This is a genomic window from Alkalicoccobacillus gibsonii, assembly GCF_016798245.1.
GTDB classification, from domain to species: domain Bacteria; phylum Bacillota; class Bacilli; order Bacillales; family Bacillaceae_D; genus Alkalicoccobacillus; species Alkalicoccobacillus gibsonii.
This window is the reverse complement of sequence record NZ_JAEUZA010000004.1, coordinates 56,704-75,343: the sequence shown is the minus strand read 5'-3', so window position 1 is coordinate 75,343 and position 18,640 is coordinate 56,704. Positions and strand designations below refer to the sequence as shown.

Here is an 18,640-nt window from a genome sequence, read left to right as displayed (position 1 = left end):
TTAGGATTTGTCCCAAAGAGGTTTTTCTGCTGTTACACGCTTTTTGCTTCAGCTTCGGTCAAGAATTGTTCAATCTCTTCTTGTGTTTTGCGGTCCTTGCTTACAAAGCGATGAACTTCTTGTCCATTTGCATAAGCTAAGAAGCTTGGAATGCCAAAAATGCTAAGCTCTCCACATAAATCGATGAATTGATCACGATCTACATAATAGAAATTAAATGTCGGAAAATCAGCTTCCACTCGTGGAAGAAACGGCTCAATTACACGACAGTCCGGGCACCAATCTGCTGAAAACATAAATACTGCAGTTTCGCTCTCGCTAATCTTTTTAAAATGCTCTAAGTCTTTTACATGTTCCATTTTTAAATCTCCTCAGCTTTCTTTAGATAATGTGTAGATTTTCATATCTCCATCTCTAATATAACCCATTTTCCTCATCAATTCCGAGAAAAGTAAACTAAGAAATGCTGGAGCCATAAAATAAAAGATTAAAACGGCAATCACACTCGAAGAATGAAAGCCCATATCTCGAAACGTCATAATTGGACCTACCAATCCACTAGTACCCATTCCGGCTCCAGCAGGTATGTTTGTTATTCCAAATACAATAACCCCGATTGGCGCTAAAATGGCGCCGGCTATTAGAGGTGGAATGATAATAATCGGCTTTTGAATAACCTTCGGAAGAAGAAGCATCGAGGTCCCAAGTCCTAATGGAATCAGTCCTGAAAAGCGATTGTCTCTGAATCCACTGACGGCAAAGCCAATCATTTGGGCTGCACAGCCTATTGTAGCAGCTCCAGCAATCGGTCCTTCAAGCTCTAATACCATTCCAAGAGCAGCGCTTGAAGTCGGACCAGTAATAACAAGCCCCATTACACTTGCTACAACAATACACATGATAAGCGGCTGTTGTTCACCTGCCCACATAATGGCATTCCCCAACGTAGTCATTGTTGTTTGCACACCTGGTCCTGCAAAGAACCCAACCAAATATCCGCTTATCACTGTAACAAAGGGAACAAGAATAATATCCATTTTCGTTTCACCACTGATCAGCTTCCCTAACTCAACCGCTATGACTGAAGCGACGAAGCTCCCAGATACACCACCAAACTCCGCTCCTGCAGCTCCTGCCACCACGGCTGAAAGAACAACAAGTCGAGGTGCCTTGAGCCCTAGCGCAATAGCAGCGCCGATAGCTGGCCCCATCATGGACATTGCTAAATCTCCAATGCGTATGAGACTGTCCAATCCAAATTGTTCACCTGCAGTACTTAAAATAAGTCCGATAATTAATGTTGCAAAGAATCCTATAGCCATTTGCCCCATCGCATCTATAAAATACACACGCCAATGAAGCCTAACTCCTTTTCTTTTTAAAAATGCGTTCACGATTTCTCCCCCTGTCATCTACCTATCTCATCATACTCTTAACTTTTACACCTGACAAGACACTTGTTAAAAAGTGTGATGCTTTGTTTTTAACAACTGAAACTCGTATACTTTAACTACCAATCTAATAAAGGAGTGATTTAGCATGGAATTAAACGTTTATCTTGCAGGAGAAATTCACAGCTCATGGAGAGAAACCATCAAACAACTAGCAACGGATCTACCCATTACGTTTTATCATCCAATGGAGCATCACGATCGCTCTGATAACATCGGTGAAGAGATTATGGGTGAACAGCCGAACGCCGTTTTTAAAGATGAAGCGGCTTCAAGCATTAATAATTTACGAACTCAGGTCCTTCTTCAGAAATCTGATGTAGTGGTTGCGCTATTCAGTGAAACCTATCGCCAATGGAATACGGCAATGGATGCTTCTACAGCAGTAGCATTAGGTAAACCACTCATCTTAATCCGCCCAGAAAAGCTTCACCATGCGTTGAAGGAGTTATCGAACAAAGCACAAGTTGTTGTAGAAACACCAGAACAAGCAATCTCTGCGCTTTCGTATATCTTTGAAAAAGAATAAAAAAGGACGAGCTCTCCATTCTTATGGAAAGCTCGCCTTTTTTTTTATTTATTTTGTTGCTCAACAAGGTATTGACCGTATAGAGCTTTTACAATGTGACTAAACATCTCTTTACGTGAGATCCAGTTTAATGTAAAAGCACCAACTGCTCCTTCTCTTGTGTTTGTTCCTTCCTCATTCGCACGCTCGTTCATGATTGAACCGAGCTCTTGACCCTTTAACAGCCCATCACTAACATCTGTTGGAACAGGGATTTTTAATCCACTTGCTTCCCATGCCTTGCCTTTCTTATCAACCATAACTCCCCAATTGCATAACATTAGAGAGCCAGTCTCTGTTTCGCTGACTCCACCTTCAAGTCCGATTGCTAAATCCGTTTCAGCTTCAACCAATGCTGCTTTCGCGCGATTTAATGCGCCAAGTCTTGTTTCATCATCAGAAAAAGGTTGGCAACTCACACCTGAAGGGACTTCTACTGAAACAAAGGAGAGCGGTTCACTTAATAATGTTTCTTTCACCGCGTGAACCTTTGCTGGATTCTTCGTTCCGATGGCAACCGTTAATTGGGTTGTATTCAAAGGACTCATAAAGAATGACCAATAAGCGAATCGAACGTTGCTTTGTCCGATGTCTTCACTAGTTTGACCAATAGTTCTTTTGCTGCTGCATAGTCATCTATGTGAATGATAGAGCCTGATGTATGAATATAACGTGAGCAAATCCCTATTACTGCTGATGGAACGCCTTCATTAACCAAATGAACTCTTCCTGCATCCGTTCCGCCTGGAGAAATAAAGTATTGATATGGAATGTTGTTTGATTCAGCTGTATCTAGAACGAACTCACGCATTCCTTTGTGCGTAATCATCGTGCGGTCAAAAATACGTAGAAGGGCTCCTTTTCCTAAATGACCGAATGCATCTGCTCCACCTGTAGCATCATTCGCAGGACTTGCATCAAGTGCGTAGAACAAGTCAGGGTTAATCATTTGTGCAGCCGTTTGAGCCCCACGAAGACCAACTTCCTCTTGAACCGTTGCACCGGAATAAAGGATATTTGGGATGTCTTCCCCTTGAAGTTCTTTTAGTAATTCAATGGCAAGCCCAACCCCGTACCGATTGTCCCATGCTTTCGCTAAGATCTTCTTTGGATTCGCGAGTGGTGTAAACTCACTTACAGGCACAACTTGTTGACCAGGCATCACACCAAGCTTGATTGCATCCTCTTTGTCATCTGCACCTATATCAATGTACATTTGTTTCAGGTCCATTGGCTTATTCCGTTGACCTTCTTCAAGTAAATGAGGTGGTGTTGAACCAATTACACCTATAATCGGACCTTGATCCGTCATAATTTGGACACGTTGAGCTAGCAATACTTGACTCCACCATCCACCAAGCGTTTGAAACTTAATCAGTCCCTTGTTGTTAATGGAGGTGACCATGAATCCAACTTCGTCCATATGTCCTGCAACCATAACAGTTGGACCTTGTTCATTTCCTCTCTTCACACCAAAAATACTGCCTAAACGATCTTGTGTAATTTCATCGGTGTACTTTGATAACTCTTGACGGACAAACTGACGAACTTCATGTTCAAATCCTGATGCTCCTTGGAGTTCTGTTAACGTTTTAAATAAAGATAACGTTTCTTGATTCATACGTTTCTCCTCACTTTCTATGGGTAACTGATCTTTGTATGTATTGTTGTACAATACTCTTAGTGTATCGAATCTTATTTCAAATTGCTACTTTCTTACGCAAACAAAAAATCATCTTATTCTTCCACGATGGACAAACTTTGCACAGATTTTTAACTACTGGTATGATTAGATCATCCAATCGTACTACACATAAGACATAGACGGATTACTTATGAAAGGAATGATTGACCTTGAAAAAGCTCTCATTTGGTTTAGGAATTGGGTTTGCTTTGGGATATCTTCTTCGTCCTACTATTTCAAAGGAACGAATTTCTCCAGAAAAGGCCTTAAAGAAAGCAAAAGCTACAGCTGCTACACAGCATACGATTAGTGGATCATGGATTCATATGAATCCAGAAACAGTCGAACGTTACGGACTTCAGTACGAGGTTTATCGTGGTGGAATGTCTACTTCTACTCCAGACGGCACCGTTCAATTTGAGTTTATTGTTGAAACAAAAAATGGCACACTGTTAGAATTCATTCAGTCATAACAAAAAGAAATCCGAGAAAGGATATCCTTTCTCGGATTTCTTTTTTAGTTTCTAAATTTTGCTTCACACCGATAAATGCGCATTTGTTTTTTTGAGAATTTCTCTTCGTACTCAGTCATTACATTTCCTTCGATTCCACTCTCATGAAGGTTCAAGCTCACTTGATTTAAAATCATTCCATAAAGCGAAAAACTATGCAGTGAATATTCAAATAAGCCCTGATTATCGGTTTTAAAATGAATTTCTCCCTGCTTTACCAGAAGGCTCTCATATAAAGCTAAAAATAATTTATACGTAAGCCTTCTTTTCTCATGACGAGACTTTGGCCAAGGATCTGTGAAGTTGATGTAAAAACGATTTACTTCGCCAGGAGCAAAGAAATCCGCTAAATCTGCTACATCTTGGCTCAACAATTTTACGTTGTTAAGCCCTGCTTCTTCTACCCGCTCCATTGCTGTATATAAAACACTTTGATATTTTTCTACACCAATGTATAAAATGTTTGGATGAAGTTCTCCCATCCCTGCTAAGAACTTTCCTTTACCTGTTCCTACTTCAACATGAATTTCATCGTAATCGCCAAAGGTTTGCTTCCAATTTCCCGCCATTTCCTTTGGATTTTGAATGACAATGTGATCTCGTTTTTTTAATTCATCAGATGCCCATGGCTTATGTCTTAATCTCATTTTTAATCCTCCTGCTTTTGTATATTAACTGCATAAATGGTGACATTAACATCAAATCATTTAAAAAGGAGTCAACAAAATGACCCTCTCAAATTCTCATAAATTACAGCTTTTATGCGATCTACTTCAAAATCAATCGACAGAACAGTACATGACTGATGGAGAAGCTCATCAGATTGATCGACTTCTTCAGTCTTTAACCAGAGATCCAAACGTAGACCCTTCTATGTTACAAACCCTTCAGCAGATTCAAGAGCAGCATCAGCTTGATAATCGACCGTTTACGAATGACGTATCTGATTGGGTGACTTCACTGTCACTAGACCAAACGACATAATCCTCGTCATTTCTCAGGAAATAACACTCATAACAAAAGCTCATCCAGATGAATGGATGAGCTTCTTACTATTATAGAAGCGTAACCAAGTATTCTTCAAACCTTTTAGCCTCTTCAGGTTGTCCTCGTTCATAATGCCAAGTAATTAGCGTAATGGTTTGAGCAACAACATACCAGTGCATCCGATCTCTAAGAGACTGATCAAGCTGGATGCCATAGTTATGTAACCATTCTTCCCAATCTTGTTCTGCAATGTAAGAGTACAACAACAATCCAATATCTAAAGCTGGATCGGCAACCATTGCGCCATCCCAATCAATTAGATACAAATTATTTGTTTCGTCATCTACCATCCAATTATTATGGTTGATATCACAATGGCACACCACACTAGGAAAGTTGACTACTTTTTCAATTTCCCTACTGAGGTAGGTCATTCCTTCTTGAATCGTATCTATGTTCAACCCCGTCAATTCGGTTTGAATATGCAAATTCTCTAACATGACTTCAGGAATGAGAGGTTCATTACCAATCCTTTTAAACATATCAAGTAATTCGCTCGATCCATGAATGGTAGAGAGAAGATTGGCCACTTGGCTATCCTTCATTTGATAGGCCTTTAATTCTTTACCTTCAACCCATCTTTGAGCCGTAATGACATCGCCGTTCTCTAAGCGTCTTGTCCATAACAGCTTCGGAACTATGCCTTCAGCTGAAAGAACCGCTAGAAAAGGTGATGAATTTCGTTTCAAAAAGACCTGATGGTCACCTCGCCGGGCTACATATGCTTCTCCTGTTGCACCTCCGGCCGGTTGAACCTCCCAGCCATCTCCTAAAAACATTTCCAACCCATTCACCTTCAATTTCCTCTACTTTTCAAATATATCGGTCACATTCATATAATTATATCGCATTTGAGCTAATGAACCAAGAACGTTTGTAAAAAATCAACGAAAATAAGCAGAGCTGCCACGTTGTCTAGCTCTACTCATACTACTGAATACAAACCAGTGTAGAAAGCGGAGAGACTTTAAGCTCTTCTCCACGCAGTGAATACAATGGTACCAAAGAAGCAGCTTTTTCGTCAACGCAAACTTGCCATATCCCTGAAACTTTACAATTCAACGTTTTTTCCTGAAGGCTTCCATTATGAAAAACGAGCATTTTTTGAGAGTAACAACGATTGTTTGAATAGTGCTGTAATTGGTACACCATAAAATCAGATTCAGTTTTTAACCAGATCATTTGATCATTTATTTCTTCAAAGGTATTCAACTGAAACCCTTTATACGACTTCCTAAGCTTAATTAATCCTCTCACATAGCTGACGTGGGCGTTGTAACTTGTCCGTCGATTCCAATCCATCTGATTAATCCAATCTGGATGAGCGTAGCTGTTCTCAATTCCAAATTTAGTGCGACAGAATTCCTGTCCTGCATGTATGAAGGGAATTCCTTGAGAGAGCAGTATCATACTCGTTAAAAGCCTATGACGACGCTGTATAATGGATTGACCTTCATCTGGATAAATTTTTACTAAACGGTCCCATAAGGTTTGGTTATCATGAACTTCAGCATAATGAATAGCTTGAGTAGGAGAATTAAATCGAGCCTGTCCTCCACCTAACGCATCTTTTACTCTTTCAGGTTGACTATTCTCATGGCCAAACCCTTTGTCCTGCAGTGAAAAGATTGAACCTTTTAATGCATCTCTACACTGATCATCAAAGAACGAAATGCCAGGCAGCTTTTTCGCCTGTTCTAGGATAGCCAGCTTGTCATCAGGATAAGCAGTTTGTAGGTTCCACCCTTCTCCTAAAAGAAAAAAACCTTTTTTATACTCATTACATACATCAACGATCAAGTTCATTGTTTTGAGATCGATGATTCCCATTAAGTCAAAACGCAATCCATCAATATTAAACTCATTGATAATGTAACGAATGGAATCCACTATTAATTTTCGAACCATGTTTTTTTCTGTGGCAAGATCATTCCCCACTCCTGTTCCGTTACTGATCTCTCCGGATGAAGTGTGTCTAAAATAATAGCTAGGAACTAATTTTTCTAAATTAGAACGCTCCCATATATACACATGGTTGTAAACCACATCTAAAATCACTCTTATATCTTGCTTATGAAACTCATTGATGGTTTCCCTTAACTCTAATACTCGAGTAAATCCATGATATGGATCTTCCGAGTAGCTACCCTCTATAGCAAAAAAATGAGTGGTATCATATCCCCAGTTATAGGATTTAAACAGATTACTTTCATCGGCTGTCGGAAATTCCTGGACCGGCATGATTTGAACATGCGTAACCCCTAGCTGCTTTACATAATCAATTCCAGTTGTAAAGCCTTCTTCGTTTATCGTTCCGCTCTCTACCAACCCTTTATATGTAGCCTTTCCCTTTATGCCGCTCGAATTTGCTACCGAAAAATCACGAACGTGCATTTCATAGAGAATAGATTGTTCTTTTGGTAACGCGTCAAGCGATTTTTGATTTAGTAATGGAGCTAGCTTGCCAATCATTGCTTTATGACCGTTTATGGATACATATTTAGCATAGGGATCAACAATATCAGCCGGTTCGATTCCAGGGTTACATACTCTATATTGATACCAATATCCACTGTAATCTCCTAATAGTTCACATGTCCAGACTCCGCTTGTTTCACGTTTTAATTGAACGCATTCATAAGTATGGGTAAACCAGCTCTTAAATAGTATGAGTTCAACACAATAGGCCGTTGGCGTCCATACTTTAAACGTCGAGCCCTCCGTCGTATAACTCAAACCTAAATCGTTTACTGTGTACTCAAACTGCCGATCAAACTGATGTGTACGAACAACATCCTTTATCTGAATGGGAACAAGGGCACCCGTGAAACCTACCATGCAAAGAGAGCCAAACGGAAAGGAGTTGGATAAGCACAAAGTCAGACATGAGTTCTGTTGATTTTGTATGGTAAAGAAAATGGGACCCTCATCAGATATGATCAAGAGCCTTTCTTGTTCCTGTTTAGTCAGCCTTCTACTGCAAACAACTCTGACCACCTGCATATGGATTAACTCTGCCTTTATAAAAAGAGAATTGACAGTAGGGTATGTCGTTTGCTTCAATAAGAAAAGCTCCTTCCCGTATAAGTTGCATTATGATCTAACCTTACATATTAATGGATGTTAGAGGAATGGTAAGTAAAATGACTTACTGTAGCAAGCCTATGTAAGAAAAGAATCGATCATGCGCTTATTTTTTGTTGGGTGCTATTCATATTGTGGAGGGAACATCATGATCCAATCTTTACCTACTAATCGAGGACGTTTGTTGGTTGCTTGCCTTGACCAACCTGGAATTGTCGCGTCTATCTCAAGCTTCTTACAAAAACAAGGGGCAAACATTGTTCAGTCGGATCAATATACAACCGATCCAGAGGGCGGTATGTTTTTCATGCGTATTGAGTTTGACTGGTCTTCAAAAAACGATCACTTTGACCAAATAAAAGAACGTTTTGTAGAAATCGCATCTGAGTTTGAGTTTGACTGGCGAATGGAACGTGCAACTCGCAAAAAGAAGATGGTTATTTTCGTTTCGAAGGAAAATCATTGTTTATTAGAGCTCCTTTGGAAATGGAAAGCAGGCGAATTACACGTAGATATTCCGCTTGTGATCAGTAATCATCCAGATCAAAAAGAGGAAGTAGAAGGATATGGCATTCCATTTGTCCATATTCCAGTTGAAAAAGGACGTAAGCAGGAAGCAGAGAGAAAAGCGATTGATTTAATTAAAGAACATGATGCTGACTTTGTTGTCTTGGCCCGTTATATGCAAATTCTTTCACCAACCTTTGTTCAAGAATTCCCGAAAAAAATTATTAACATTCACCATTCATTCCTACCTGCTTTTATTGGTGCAAACCCATATGCAAAGGCATTTGAACGTGGTGTGAAACTAATTGGTGCTACAGCACATTATGTGACAGACGATCTGGATGAAGGTCCAATCATTGAACAGGACATTATGCGAGTAAACCATCGTTATTCGAGTGCAGAGCTTAAAGTGGCCGGAAGAAATGTTGAACGGATCGCCTTAGCCCGAGCGGTAAATTGGCATCACGAAGACCGCGTCATTATACATGGAAACAAAACCATTGTCTTTTCCTAATAAAAAAACTGATTCCGCAACTGGAATCAGTTTTTTTATTAGATTAGCTTTTGCAGCTCTTCGTTTATATAGCGCACCTCAACATCCGTCATTTCAGGCAGAAGATGAATTAATTGAGCACCGTCGCTCTGAACAACTGGGAGAGCTTCTTCACCGTAACGTTTTAGCCAAAGGTGAAGCGCTTCATATAAACCTTTCTTAGCTTCTCTGATGGTCTCACCGAAACTTACACAACCATCAATTCCTTCAAGTTCGATCATGTATTCTTTGTTTCCGATCCAATTCGGAACTTGACGAAGGTACCAAGTGAAGTCCTCAGGACGCACTTGGTGTAGAAGATCGCTTCCCGTCCTCATCTAACTACTCTCCTCTCGTACTATTGCGTGGACAGTCACTATCTCTCTCACGAGCATTTATTTAACCAGTTCCCTATTATACGATGACTAGCCAACTCTTTCAATGCTATCTCACGAGAACATTTCAGGTTTAGCTAAATTTGGTTCTATTGACTCCCTACTTTCACAATACTGAAGTAGCGTTTCACATGCCTTTACTTGTTGATGCTTTAACGGAACATTTGATTGAACAAGCTTTAATTTCCAATCAGAGAATGATCGCTTGTCTAGAAAATCAACCTTCATTCCGATCGTCCTATGATCAATAATTGAGTTAGCTGCAATGACCACACTTCGAATAGGCATACTTCGATCATGCTGAGCGAGAATGTTCCCTATGACTCGCTCCATTCTCTCAAGAGCAGGAATTGGACTAAGTCGTTTACGACGTTCTTGGTTCACGTATTCAATCCAATATCGATCTGAGCTCACTTCAAATACACTTAATTCTTCCCCATCTAAGCAGGTTAGACATATGATCTCAGTAGGGGTAATTAATATCGTATCTAGTTCTATTTCAGCTTTCTTCACATAGAGTACGGGTTTATAAAACAAGAAGCAATTGTCAGGAAGCTCAATACCAAGTTGTTTTAACCACTCATCATGCTTCCAGTCTATGATCATATCCTGATTTAACGGATCCTCGTCAGGAATTCCAGCCCAAAGCAATTGCTTTTCAAAGGTTTCATTTCTAAACACTTGCTTTGTTTGTTGAAACGCTTCATGTTCTCTCTCTTTTTCGTTCTTTTGTTCATGTATTCCCGTTGTCCAGTTCCGAACTTTGTTCACAGCCTTTGACCAGACTTCAGCAATCGCTGAGGATTCTGATAAATCTTCGTATTCAAGACGAATGGTTTCAGCGAATTCTCTTTTCCAAGATTCTTGCATATAATGCCAGCGTTCCTTTTTCATACGAGTGAATTGGCTAGAATATCGTTGAATATCCGTTTGATAACGTGATGTATAATCAGAAATACGAATAATGTGAGCCACAGCTCCGCCTCCTGTTGACTGCTTGCGACTCAGGCACTCTCGCAAGATTCGTTTTCATTTAGTTTATCATATTAATGAACAAGAGAGCCGAACATTTCCTCCACTTAAAACCAGATCATCGCGACAATAGGTATAAGAATGGAAACCATGATCGCACATAGAGTCATCGCTACAGAGCTAATCGCTCCTTCTTCCTCACTAAATTCAAGAGCTTTTGCTGTACCAATTGCGTGTGACGCACTCCCAACGGCAACCCCTCGACCAACAACGTGCTCAATTCGAACCCATTTGCAGATCAGTGGATAAAGAATGGTTCCGGTCACTCCAGCCACTGTCACAAAAATAGCAGCAAGTGAAGACTCCCCACCCGCCGTTTCAGCCAAATCAATAGCAACTGCTGTTGTAACGGATTTTGGTAAGAGCGAAGCAATCGTCCCTTGATCCACACCTAATAAGCTCGTTAGTAAAAATGTGCTAAACACTCCGATTACTGATCCAACCGCTGTTCCAATGAGTAACGAAACTCGGTATTTTTTAAGGATAGCTAGTTGTCTATATAACGGATAAGCCAATGCCACAACAGCAATTCCAATAACATACTCAAGCCACCCAGCACCATCTATATACGTTTCATACGGAATATCAAACAAAAATAAAATAAATAAAAGTAGAATCGTTGCCGTAATGACCGGTAGCAATAACGGATTCGGAAATAGTCGATAGATCCATCTTCCTCCAACATAGCAAAGAAGAGTTAAGCTGGTCATAAGTAACAGATTAATCATTAGGATTTCCTTTCTTGTTTTCGTGCAAAGGACTGGCTAACTAATCCAGATACGATAATAATCATCATTGTGCTGAACATTGTTATTAAGATTAATATAAGTCCATGTCTTGTGAAAAGAATAGGGAAAACAACAACTCCTGCAATGATAGGAACGAATAATAACGAAAGATGTTTAAGTAGATAAGATGCTCCTAGATCAACAAATCTTTCTGGGATCACTCCACTTATTAAGCAGACCAACAAAAGAAGCATACCAATTAAACTTCCCGGGAAAGGGATAGACAGCCACGATTGCAAGCCGAGCCCCAAAAGATAAAACCCGCTTAAGATAAGCAGGTGTATTGCCATTCGTGCAATGATTCTCATGTGTCAACACGTCCTAGATGTAATGTGTGGATGGGTTTGTACTTCGGTTCAGATTTTAGGAAGGACTGAAACAGATCCACATGAGAGATTGTAAATGGTTTATCGAATAAGGTCACGTGTTTAGCTTCATAATTCGTTTCTTTGTTCCATTTTCGAGCGACTGTTATATGAGGTGAATAAGGACGACTATCCACTCGAATTCCACAAGAAGCCACAATATCCTGAATATCCTTTTGAAGTCTCATTAAATCGCTATTCTCTTCTACCCCTACCCAATAGATACGTGGAGCTTTTGGCAATCCAAATGTACCCATCTTATGGAGTTTCAATGTTATAGGCTTCCAATGACTAATCTGTTCACGAAGTAAACGCACGATCTCCAGTCTTTGCTCGTTTGAGACCGCTCCTAAAAATACGAGCGTGATGTGATAGTCCTCCTCGTGAACCCACTTTTGAAAGCCATTTTCATGCCACGTTTTTCTTAGTTGTTCCTTGAGATGTTGTTTTATTTTTTCTGGTAAAGGTAATGCAATAAAAAAGTGATCATCCAACGAATGTACCCTACTTTCGAGCTGTATTTTTTCGGGGAGACTAATTCATCATAGAATCCTTAGTCTTATGATAAACTATTACCAGTCATTGATTCAAAGGAGTGGAAGCATGAACGTATATAACAACATAGCAGAACTGATCGGAAATACTCCTCTCGTTCGCTTACAACGTGTGGCAGACACTAATGGAGCAGCAGTGTATTTAAAAATGGAATCGCAAAACCCAAGTGGTTCAGTTAAAGATCGAGCTGCTTTTAATATGATTGCTGAAGCAGAAAAAAGTGGTCTTTTAAAACCTGGTTCAACGATTATTGAACCAACAAGCGGAAATACCGGAATTGGTATCGCAATGAACGCTGCTGCAAGAGGTTATAAATCCATTCTCGTTATGCCAGATACGATGTCACAGGAACGTATTAATTTGTTAAAAGCTTACGGAGCCAAAGTTGTCCTTACAGATGGCGAAAAGAAAATGCCTGGTGCCATTGAAAAGGCACATGAACTTGTAAAGGAAATTCCAAATAGCTTTATGCCAATGCAGTTTGAGAACCCCTCAAACCCAGATGCACACCGGAAAACAACAGCACATGAAATTAAACGATCGTTGGATCAGGTTGATCGAAAGCTTTCAGCATTTGTTGCTGCCTCTGGAACGGGAGGAACTGTGACAGGTACGGGGGAGGAATTAAAAGAACTCTACCCTGATGTGACCATCCATGTAGTTGAACCAGCTGGCTCTCCAGTGCTTTCAGGTGGAAAACCAGGTCCTCATAAATTAGTTGGGACAAGCCCAGGATTTATACCTCCCATTCTAAATACAGAGGTGTATAACGAGATCCAAAAAATTAAGGACGAAGATGCTTATCGTGTGACACGAGCACTTGCACGTGAAGAAGGCATATTAGTTGGTCCCTCTTCCGGAGCTGCTTGCTTCGCAGCTTTAGAAGTGGCTAAGCGTTTAAGCCCTCACGATACGGTAGTCGCGATTGCATGTGACACAGGAGAGCGATATCTTTCAACTGACTTATTTACTTTTGAGTAAAGGATGCATAGTGAACATTTTCCATACAGATTCATTCAATGTTCGGTTTTGTTCAAAGGGATTTGATCTTCTATCCAGTAACAGAAACGAATTCAGCAACATTTTTAATAAAGTCGGAACGTTCACCTGAATACAATGTTCGGTTTTTCATTCGTATAGTTTGTCATTACATGAAAATACACAAACAAAATCCTTGATAAATTAGACAAGCCGTTGTAAAATATACGTGTCTAGGGAAGTATATGTTTTATCAGATTAAACAGATAGAAGATAATCTGATCTAACATCACTTTAGAAAGACAACACGTCCCTGACGCACATGAATCATTAAAGAACCGTGCATGATGTGGATTTATTCTGCATACATTTAGCAACAGGATCTAGTCATGATTATGTATAAGGAGTGGTGTTTTGAAAACTTCAACTGATCGCATGCTGACTCGTATTAAGTCCATTTACCTCTACATCAAACAAAGGGGGACCGTCACGACGAATGAATTGGTTGAAGAGTTCGGAATTACTCAACGGACGATCCAACGTGACTTGAACGTTTTAGAGTATAACAAACTCGTGACAAGCCCTACACGTGGAAAATGGAGTACAACTAACAAAAAAACAAGGGTTTCATAGTAGACCTGTTACATGAAGAGACCGAGGCAACGTTGTGTGCCTCGGTCTCTTTTGGCTTTTATTCAAATAAGGCTAACTCTTCTTCCGTTAGTTCTCTATATTGACCAGGCGCAAGTGATTCATCGAGATCAAGCTTGCCGATTGCTCTACGCTTAAGAGCTAATACGGTTTTCTCTCTTGCCTTAAACATTCGTTTCACTTGGTGAAATTTGCCTTCAGTTATCGTCAGTTCGATGTTGGAGATCTCATTGGATTCTAAAATAGTGAGTACTGCAGGCTTTGTTACGTACCCGTCATCAAGCTCAACACCTACGCGAAATGCTTCGATGTCTTCATCAGTGACCATTCCGTCAATTTTAGCTTGATATACCTTTGACACATGCTGTCTCGGGGACATCAATCGATGTGAAAACGAACCATCTGTTGTTAGCAATAATAATCCCTCAGTATCTTTATCCAATCGACCTACAGGAAAAATGGAGTAAGACGCCCACTTCTCATCAATTAAATCAATCACTGTTCTATGCATGGAATCCTCCGTTGCAGAGATGACCCCTTTTGGTTTGTTTAACATTAAATAAACCTCAGATTGATAATGAACAGCCTCGCCCGCAACAATGACTTCCTCGGAACTAGGATCTACTTGTGTTTTTGGATCTTTATTTACTTTCTGGTTAATTGAAACAACCCCGGACTTTAAAAGCTTTTTCACTTCTTTTCTTGAGCCATATCCTGCATCAGCTAGAAGCTTGTCTAATCTCATTCTAATTGCCTCATTTCCTACATTTCCTCAGACTTTTCAAACATATATTCTCTTCGATTTGCTTTTACACATAAGACTAAACCAAGTGATAAACCAGCTGTCAATAACGAACTTCCTCCATAGCTAACAAGCGGCAATGAAAACCCAGTAACTGGGAGTAACCCGATATTCATTCCAATGTTTTGAAAGATTTGAAAAGCAAATAATCCTGCCACTCCGGCACAAATACATAGGTCAAATTGGTTTGTTGATTGAAAACCTATCATAACAATATGGTATAAGAGAATAAAGTAAATACTTATAAGTATACACGCCACTATAAACCCATGAGTATGGGCAATTATCGCAAAAATAAAGTCAGTATGCGCTTCAGGGATATAGTAATTATTATTCTCTGCCCCAATTCCATTTAATCGACCTGAGCCTACTGCTCTCATCGCTAAATTAACTTGGAATGCTTCATCCACATATTCTGTCGGATTTAACCATCCATGAAAACGTTTTACTTGGTAATCTTCAAGATGAACAAAAAAATATTTCTCTAATAAATCCATCCGTGTAAAATAAACCATTACAAAGCTAAGTATGGCTGTGACAGGAATAAGAATCATTGAAAGAATCCACTTTAAACTAACTTTTGATACAAGTAACACAGATAAAACAATCGCTGCAATCTGCATAATTGTTCCCATATCAGGCTGCTCAATTAATAATAACGCAACAGGAGCGCATAGAGCCGCAACCTTAATGATTAACCAGACATCACTTTTCCATTTTGATGAACCTTCTTTATGTTTACCAATGATGTTAGCAAAGGTAACAATTAAAAAGATCTTTGTTAGCTCTGCAGGTTGGAATGAACCAATCACAGGCAAGTTATACCAGCGTACCGCCCCGTTATCTTCTCCCCTCACAAGGGAGTCCGGTACAACGAGAAGGCCTATTAAAATAATGATTCCAAATCCATATAAAAACCAATGGCTCTGTTTAATATAATCAATATCAATGTACGACATGGCAATGACTAACATAAATAATGCAACGAAAAAGATTAATTGCCTGAGCATAAAGTTAGTTGAATACTGTTGAAGCTCCTGTGCTTCATATATGTAAAAACAACTAATCACCATAAAGAGAAAGAGAAGAAAAAGCATATTATAATCTATCTTTGATTTTAACATCATAGCCCCACCTAATTTCCAATTCCCTTCATTATATCGACTCCTCCCTTTTTTGGACAGAGTTTATTCCTTTTTTTGCATAAAAAAGAATCAGTCACCTTATTCGGCAACTGATTCTCTCGCTTCAAACATATAATGCTTTGTTCTCATATTTACATTCAGAATGATTCCCATCGCGAGCATATTCGTAAGTAAAGCACTTCCCCCGTAACTAATAAACGGCAACGCAAGCCCTGTGATTGGCATTAAACCAATCGTCATTGCAATGTTTTGAAAGACTTGGAACACAAGCAGACCAATGACACCAGCTACAAGATACGATCCATACAAATTATTGCATGTTAGAGCAATCATAATCATCCGGTAAAATAATAAGAAATACGTAACAAGTAGTACCATCGCTCCAAAGAACCCAAACTCCTCGCCAATGGCAGCAAAGATAAAGTCAGTATGAATTTCAGGAAGGGTATCACTTTGAGTTTGAACGCCCTGCATAAAGCCACTCCCATAAAACTGACCTGAACCGATTCCTTGTAACGCTAAATTTAATTGATAACCAATCCCCGATGTATCTCCATCCGGATCTAACCAGCCAAGAATTCGGTCAAGCTGATGAGACTTGATAAAAATATTGAATATATCAAAATGAGCATTATAGAGCCAAACCAGAATTGAAATTCCCAATATGACTAGGACAGACATAAAAATTAAAATTCGCCATCTAATTCCTGACATTAAAATCATAACACCGATGATACTTGCAATAACAAGTGCTGTTCCTAAATCCGGCTGTTTCAGAATTAAGAAAAACGGCGGAACACCTAAGGCCAAGATTTTAAACAGAATGATTAAGTCGCCCTGTATAGAGGTATCTTTTCGATGAGTTGTTACTTTATATAATAAATGCGCTAGAGCAAGAATTAAAAAGATCTTCATAAACTCTGATGGCTGGATTTCTGTTACACCTAAGTTAATCCAACGTTGCGCTCCGTTGCGGTAGACCCCAAAAAATTCAACGATCAATAACAGAAGCATACCAAATGCATAGACAGGCACTGTTAAGTTTTTAAAGAAATCATAATCTACAAACATTACACCAACAATAATGACAGCTCCAACAGCAAACCAGATAAGCTGCCGGATCACAAAGTAACTAGGATCGACATTGTATTGTCCAGATGCACTATATATGGCCAACAAACTAATACACATTAACACAAACATTAGAAACAATAACGTATAGTCAAGCTGTTGAAGGCTTGATTTTCTTTCTTGCATGTTATTCCTCCACAAATAAGGTTAAGCCCTCCTGCTAGGCTGTTTTAACCTGATTATCAAAATCTTCTTTTAAACGATTTTGACGAATGTTATGACGTGATATATTCGCCAAAATGGCAATAGATACCATCGTTACAAGTAGTGATGATCCACCATTACTTACTAAAGGTAACGTAATTCCGGTAATTGGTAGCAAACCACTCACCGCGCCAATATTAAAGACCACTTGAATGGCCAATTGAAAAACAATACCAAAAGCAAGTAAGCTGCCGAATGGGTTCTTACACTTAATTCCGACAAGTACTCCTTTAAAGAGGATCACCCCATAACACGCCAAAACAAACAACACACCAAGAATTCCAAGTTCTTCTGAGATAATCGCTAAGATAAAATCAGTATGTGCTTCAGGTAGATATAACAGCTTCTGTACACTACCACCTAATCCAGTTCCGGTCAGCCCTCCATGCGCAAATGCTATATACCCTTGAATGAGCTGGAGACCATCGTTCATCGGATCAGCAAACGGATCAACGAATGAGGTTAACCGTCTAAAACGGTATGATTCGGAAACTGCTAATACTGTAAATAACGAACCACCAACAACACCTAGACCAATGATATGTATCCAGCGCGCTCCCGATAAAAAGATGATAAAGAACGTAACCATTAAAATCGCTGTTGCCGTTCCTAGGTCCGGTTGACGCATTATAAGAATAAAGATCAATCCAACTACAATTAAAGGCGGCAGGACTCCTTTAATAAATTTATGAATATACACTTGCTTTTGAGAATAGACTTGAGCAAGATAAATAACCATGCCTAATTTAACAAATTCGGAAGGTTGAAGTCTAAATGGCCCAAGCTGCAACCAACGTTGAGCTCCTCCGCCCGAACTACCAAATCCTACCAATACCAGAAATAACGATAAAAAAGATAAGATTAAAATAAACGGCGTTAATTTCTTAAACACATGATAATTAAAGTGCATAAAAAAGATAAAAAGAATGGTGGCGAGTAAAAACCAGACAGCTTGCCGTTTCAAGAAGAAGTAAGGATCTCCACTTCCTCCTTCTCCCATATACATACCTTCCACATAGCTTGAGCTAAAAACCATTAACACACCAAAGGAAGCCAGCGCAAAAACTGTCAGGATTAGCAACCAATCATGATCTTTTATTATTGAATACTTCATTGCCTCCCCCACTTCACCCGAACATAGTCAGTCCTTTTATTATAGCAGAGCGTGGGCTTTTGAAAAAGAGGAGGAAGCTGTCATAACTTGTTGAA

The 18,640-nt window shown here is 39.5% G+C and carries 22 protein-coding genes; 6 read left to right on the top strand and 16 right to left on the bottom strand.

The genetic code is table 11. The annotated features are described in order from the left end of the window. Positions 1-32 precede the first annotated feature (32 nt). Together JNO66_RS15465 and JNO66_RS15460 are read right to left on the bottom strand one after the other, a co-directional pair. Positions 33-359, bottom strand: a complete 327-nt coding sequence (locus JNO66_RS15465; RefSeq protein WP_203089508.1) for a thioredoxin family protein — start codon at positions 357-359, stop codon at positions 33-35. 12 nt (positions 360-371) lie between these two features. Continuing rightward, the gene (locus tag JNO66_RS15460) at positions 372-1,394 is read right to left on the bottom strand and encodes a PTS transporter subunit IIC (protein ID WP_203089507.1); all 1,023 of its coding nucleotides are present in this window, start codon (positions 1,392-1,394) and stop codon (positions 372-374) included. Positions 1,395-1,539: 145 nt separating this feature from the next. Here JNO66_RS15460 and JNO66_RS15455 point away from each other — a divergent pair, with 145 nt between their 5' ends. After that, positions 1,540-1,980, top strand: coding sequence for a YtoQ family protein (locus JNO66_RS15455; protein ID WP_203089506.1), 441 nt, complete (start codon positions 1,540-1,542; stop codon positions 1,978-1,980). Positions 1,981-2,024: 44 nt separating this feature from the next. Here JNO66_RS15455 and JNO66_RS15450 read toward each other — a convergent pair whose 3' ends face one another. Continuing rightward, positions 2,025-2,567: a DUF84 family protein gene (locus JNO66_RS15450; RefSeq protein WP_203089503.1), complete on the bottom strand. Its 543-nt coding sequence runs from the start codon at positions 2,565-2,567 to the stop codon at positions 2,025-2,027. Beyond that, positions 2,564-3,640 (bottom strand): M42 family metallopeptidase, encoded by a 1,077-nt coding sequence (locus JNO66_RS15445; RefSeq protein WP_203089501.1) that lies wholly within the window; start codon positions 3,638-3,640, stop codon positions 2,564-2,566. Before JNO66_RS15445 ends, JNO66_RS15450 begins: the two co-directional genes overlap by 4 nt. 233 nt (positions 3,641-3,873) lie before the next feature. On the opposite strand from JNO66_RS15445, the gene JNO66_RS15440 reads away from it, so the two are divergent. Next, positions 3,874-4,176: a PepSY domain-containing protein gene (locus JNO66_RS15440; protein ID WP_246483320.1), complete on the top strand. Its 303-nt coding sequence runs from the start codon at positions 3,874-3,876 to the stop codon at positions 4,174-4,176. Between the two features lie 44 nt (positions 4,177-4,220). Here the strand turns inward: JNO66_RS15440 and trmB are convergent, their stop codons facing one another. Continuing rightward, positions 4,221-4,862 (bottom strand): tRNA (guanosine(46)-N7)-methyltransferase TrmB, encoded by a 642-nt coding sequence (trmB, locus tag JNO66_RS15435; RefSeq protein ID WP_203089497.1) that lies wholly within the window; start codon positions 4,860-4,862, stop codon positions 4,221-4,223. A 79-nt stretch (positions 4,863-4,941) separates the two neighbouring features. On the opposite strand from trmB, the gene JNO66_RS15430 reads away from it, so the two are divergent. Further along, positions 4,942-5,199 carry a YtzH-like family protein gene (locus JNO66_RS15430; RefSeq protein WP_203089495.1) on the top strand — a complete coding sequence of 86 codons (258 nt, stop codon included), beginning with the start codon at positions 4,942-4,944 and terminating at the stop codon, positions 5,197-5,199. Positions 5,200-5,270: 71 nt separating this feature from the next. Here the strand turns inward: JNO66_RS15430 and JNO66_RS15425 are convergent, their stop codons facing one another. Together JNO66_RS15425 and pulA are read right to left on the bottom strand one after the other, a co-directional pair. Continuing rightward, positions 5,271-6,047, bottom strand: a complete 777-nt coding sequence (locus JNO66_RS15425; protein WP_246483331.1) for a phosphotransferase — start codon at positions 6,045-6,047, stop codon at positions 5,271-5,273. Positions 6,048-6,192: 145 nt separating this feature from the next. Beyond that, positions 6,193-8,325, bottom strand: coding sequence for a type I pullulanase (gene pulA / locus JNO66_RS15420; RefSeq protein ID WP_203089493.1), 2,133 nt, complete (start codon positions 8,323-8,325; stop codon positions 6,193-6,195). 169 nt (positions 8,326-8,494) lie between these two features. Here pulA and purU point away from each other — a divergent pair, with 169 nt between their 5' ends. Beyond that, positions 8,495-9,367, top strand: coding sequence for a formyltetrahydrofolate deformylase (gene purU, locus JNO66_RS15415; protein WP_203089491.1), 873 nt, complete (start codon positions 8,495-8,497; stop codon positions 9,365-9,367). A gap of 38 nt (positions 9,368-9,405) precedes the next feature. Here purU and JNO66_RS15410 read toward each other — a convergent pair whose 3' ends face one another. From JNO66_RS15410 to thpR, 5 genes are all read right to left on the bottom strand, one after another. Next, complete coding sequence (locus tag JNO66_RS15410; protein ID WP_203089489.1) at positions 9,406-9,723, bottom strand: type II toxin-antitoxin system HicB family antitoxin; 318 nt, start codon at positions 9,721-9,723, stop codon at positions 9,406-9,408. 111 nt (positions 9,724-9,834) lie between these two features. Further along, entirely contained in the window at positions 9,835-10,755 is a 921-nt protein-coding gene (locus JNO66_RS20935; RefSeq protein WP_203089487.1) for a nuclease-related domain-containing protein, read from the bottom strand. Between the two features lie 104 nt (positions 10,756-10,859). Further along, positions 10,860-11,540: an LrgB family protein gene (locus JNO66_RS15400; protein WP_203089485.1), complete on the bottom strand. Its 681-nt coding sequence runs from the start codon at positions 11,538-11,540 to the stop codon at positions 10,860-10,862. Beyond that, positions 11,540-11,908, bottom strand: a complete 369-nt coding sequence (locus JNO66_RS15395) for a CidA/LrgA family protein (protein WP_203089483.1) — start codon at positions 11,906-11,908, stop codon at positions 11,540-11,542. The genes JNO66_RS15400 and JNO66_RS15395 overlap by 1 nt, the downstream gene beginning before the upstream one ends. Continuing rightward, a complete protein-coding gene (thpR, locus tag JNO66_RS15390) occupies positions 11,905-12,459 on the bottom strand; it encodes an RNA 2',3'-cyclic phosphodiesterase (protein ID WP_203089480.1) in 555 nt (184 codons plus the stop codon). Before thpR ends, JNO66_RS15395 begins: the two co-directional genes overlap by 4 nt. Positions 12,460-12,568: 109 nt before the next feature. Between thpR and cysK the strand changes: the two genes are divergently transcribed. Together cysK and JNO66_RS15380 are read left to right on the top strand one after the other, a co-directional pair. After that, entirely contained in the window at positions 12,569-13,501 is a 933-nt protein-coding gene (cysK, locus tag JNO66_RS15385; protein WP_203089478.1) for a cysteine synthase A, read from the top strand. 411 nt (positions 13,502-13,912) lie between these two features. Then, a complete protein-coding gene (locus tag JNO66_RS15380; protein ID WP_143846456.1) occupies positions 13,913-14,131 on the top strand; it encodes a DeoR family transcriptional regulator in 219 nt (72 codons plus the stop codon). Between the two features lie 58 nt (positions 14,132-14,189). Here the strand turns inward: JNO66_RS15380 and JNO66_RS15375 are convergent, their stop codons facing one another. From JNO66_RS15375 to ftsW, 4 genes are all read right to left on the bottom strand, one after another. Continuing rightward, positions 14,190-14,894, bottom strand: a complete 705-nt coding sequence (locus tag JNO66_RS15375; protein ID WP_203089476.1) for a pseudouridine synthase — start codon at positions 14,892-14,894, stop codon at positions 14,190-14,192. 17 nt (positions 14,895-14,911) lie between these two features. Continuing rightward, complete coding sequence (locus JNO66_RS15370; RefSeq protein ID WP_203089474.1) at positions 14,912-16,075, bottom strand: FtsW/RodA/SpoVE family cell cycle protein; 1,164 nt, start codon at positions 16,073-16,075, stop codon at positions 14,912-14,914. A 99-nt stretch (positions 16,076-16,174) separates the two neighbouring features. Beyond that, complete coding sequence (rodA, locus tag JNO66_RS15365) at positions 16,175-17,353, bottom strand: rod shape-determining protein RodA (RefSeq protein WP_203089473.1); 1,179 nt, start codon at positions 17,351-17,353, stop codon at positions 16,175-16,177. Positions 17,354-17,387: 34 nt separating this feature from the next. Beyond that, the gene (gene ftsW / locus JNO66_RS15360) at positions 17,388-18,545 is read right to left on the bottom strand and encodes a putative lipid II flippase FtsW (protein ID WP_203089471.1); all 1,158 of its coding nucleotides are present in this window, start codon (positions 18,543-18,545) and stop codon (positions 17,388-17,390) included. Between the last annotated feature and the right edge of the window lie 95 nt (positions 18,546-18,640).

Excerpts from the sequence above, each read along its gene's own strand:
- JNO66_RS15465 (WP_203089508.1), bottom strand. The coding sequence starts at position 359 with ATGGAACATGTAAAAGACTTAGAGCATTTTAAAAAGATTAGCGAGAGC.
- JNO66_RS15455 (WP_203089506.1), top strand. The coding sequence starts at position 1,540 with ATGGAATTAAACGTTTATCTTGCAGGAGAAATTCACAGCTCATGGAGA.
- JNO66_RS15450 (WP_203089503.1), bottom strand. The coding sequence starts at position 2,567 with ATGAGTCCTTTGAATACAACCCAATTAACGGTTGCCATCGGAACGAAG.
- JNO66_RS15445 (WP_203089501.1), bottom strand. The coding sequence starts at position 3,640 with ATGAATCAAGAAACGTTATCTTTATTTAAAACGTTAACAGAACTCCAA.
- trmB (WP_203089497.1), bottom strand. The coding sequence starts at position 4,862 with ATGAGATTAAGACATAAGCCATGGGCATCTGATGAATTAAAAAAACGA.
- JNO66_RS15430 (WP_203089495.1), top strand. The coding sequence starts at position 4,942 with ATGACCCTCTCAAATTCTCATAAATTACAGCTTTTATGCGATCTACTT.
- purU (WP_203089491.1), top strand. The coding sequence starts at position 8,495 with ATGATCCAATCTTTACCTACTAATCGAGGACGTTTGTTGGTTGCTTGC.
- JNO66_RS15410 (WP_203089489.1), bottom strand. The coding sequence starts at position 9,723 with ATGAGGACGGGAAGCGATCTTCTACACCAAGTGCGTCCTGAGGACTTC.
- JNO66_RS15400 (WP_203089485.1), bottom strand. The coding sequence starts at position 11,540 with ATGATTAATCTGTTACTTATGACCAGCTTAACTCTTCTTTGCTATGTT.
- JNO66_RS15395 (WP_203089483.1), bottom strand. The coding sequence starts at position 11,908 with ATGAGAATCATTGCACGAATGGCAATACACCTGCTTATCTTAAGCGGG.
- cysK (WP_203089478.1), top strand. The coding sequence starts at position 12,569 with ATGAACGTATATAACAACATAGCAGAACTGATCGGAAATACTCCTCTC.
- JNO66_RS15375 (WP_203089476.1), bottom strand. The coding sequence starts at position 14,894 with ATGAGATTAGACAAGCTTCTAGCTGATGCAGGATATGGCTCAAGAAAA.
- JNO66_RS15370 (WP_203089474.1), bottom strand. The coding sequence starts at position 16,075 with ATGTTAAAATCAAAGATAGATTATAATATGCTTTTTCTTCTCTTTCTC.
- rodA (WP_203089473.1), bottom strand. The coding sequence starts at position 17,353 with ATGCAAGAAAGAAAATCAAGCCTTCAACAGCTTGACTATACGTTATTG.
- ftsW (WP_203089471.1), bottom strand. The coding sequence starts at position 18,545 with ATGAAGTATTCAATAATAAAAGATCATGATTGGTTGCTAATCCTGACA.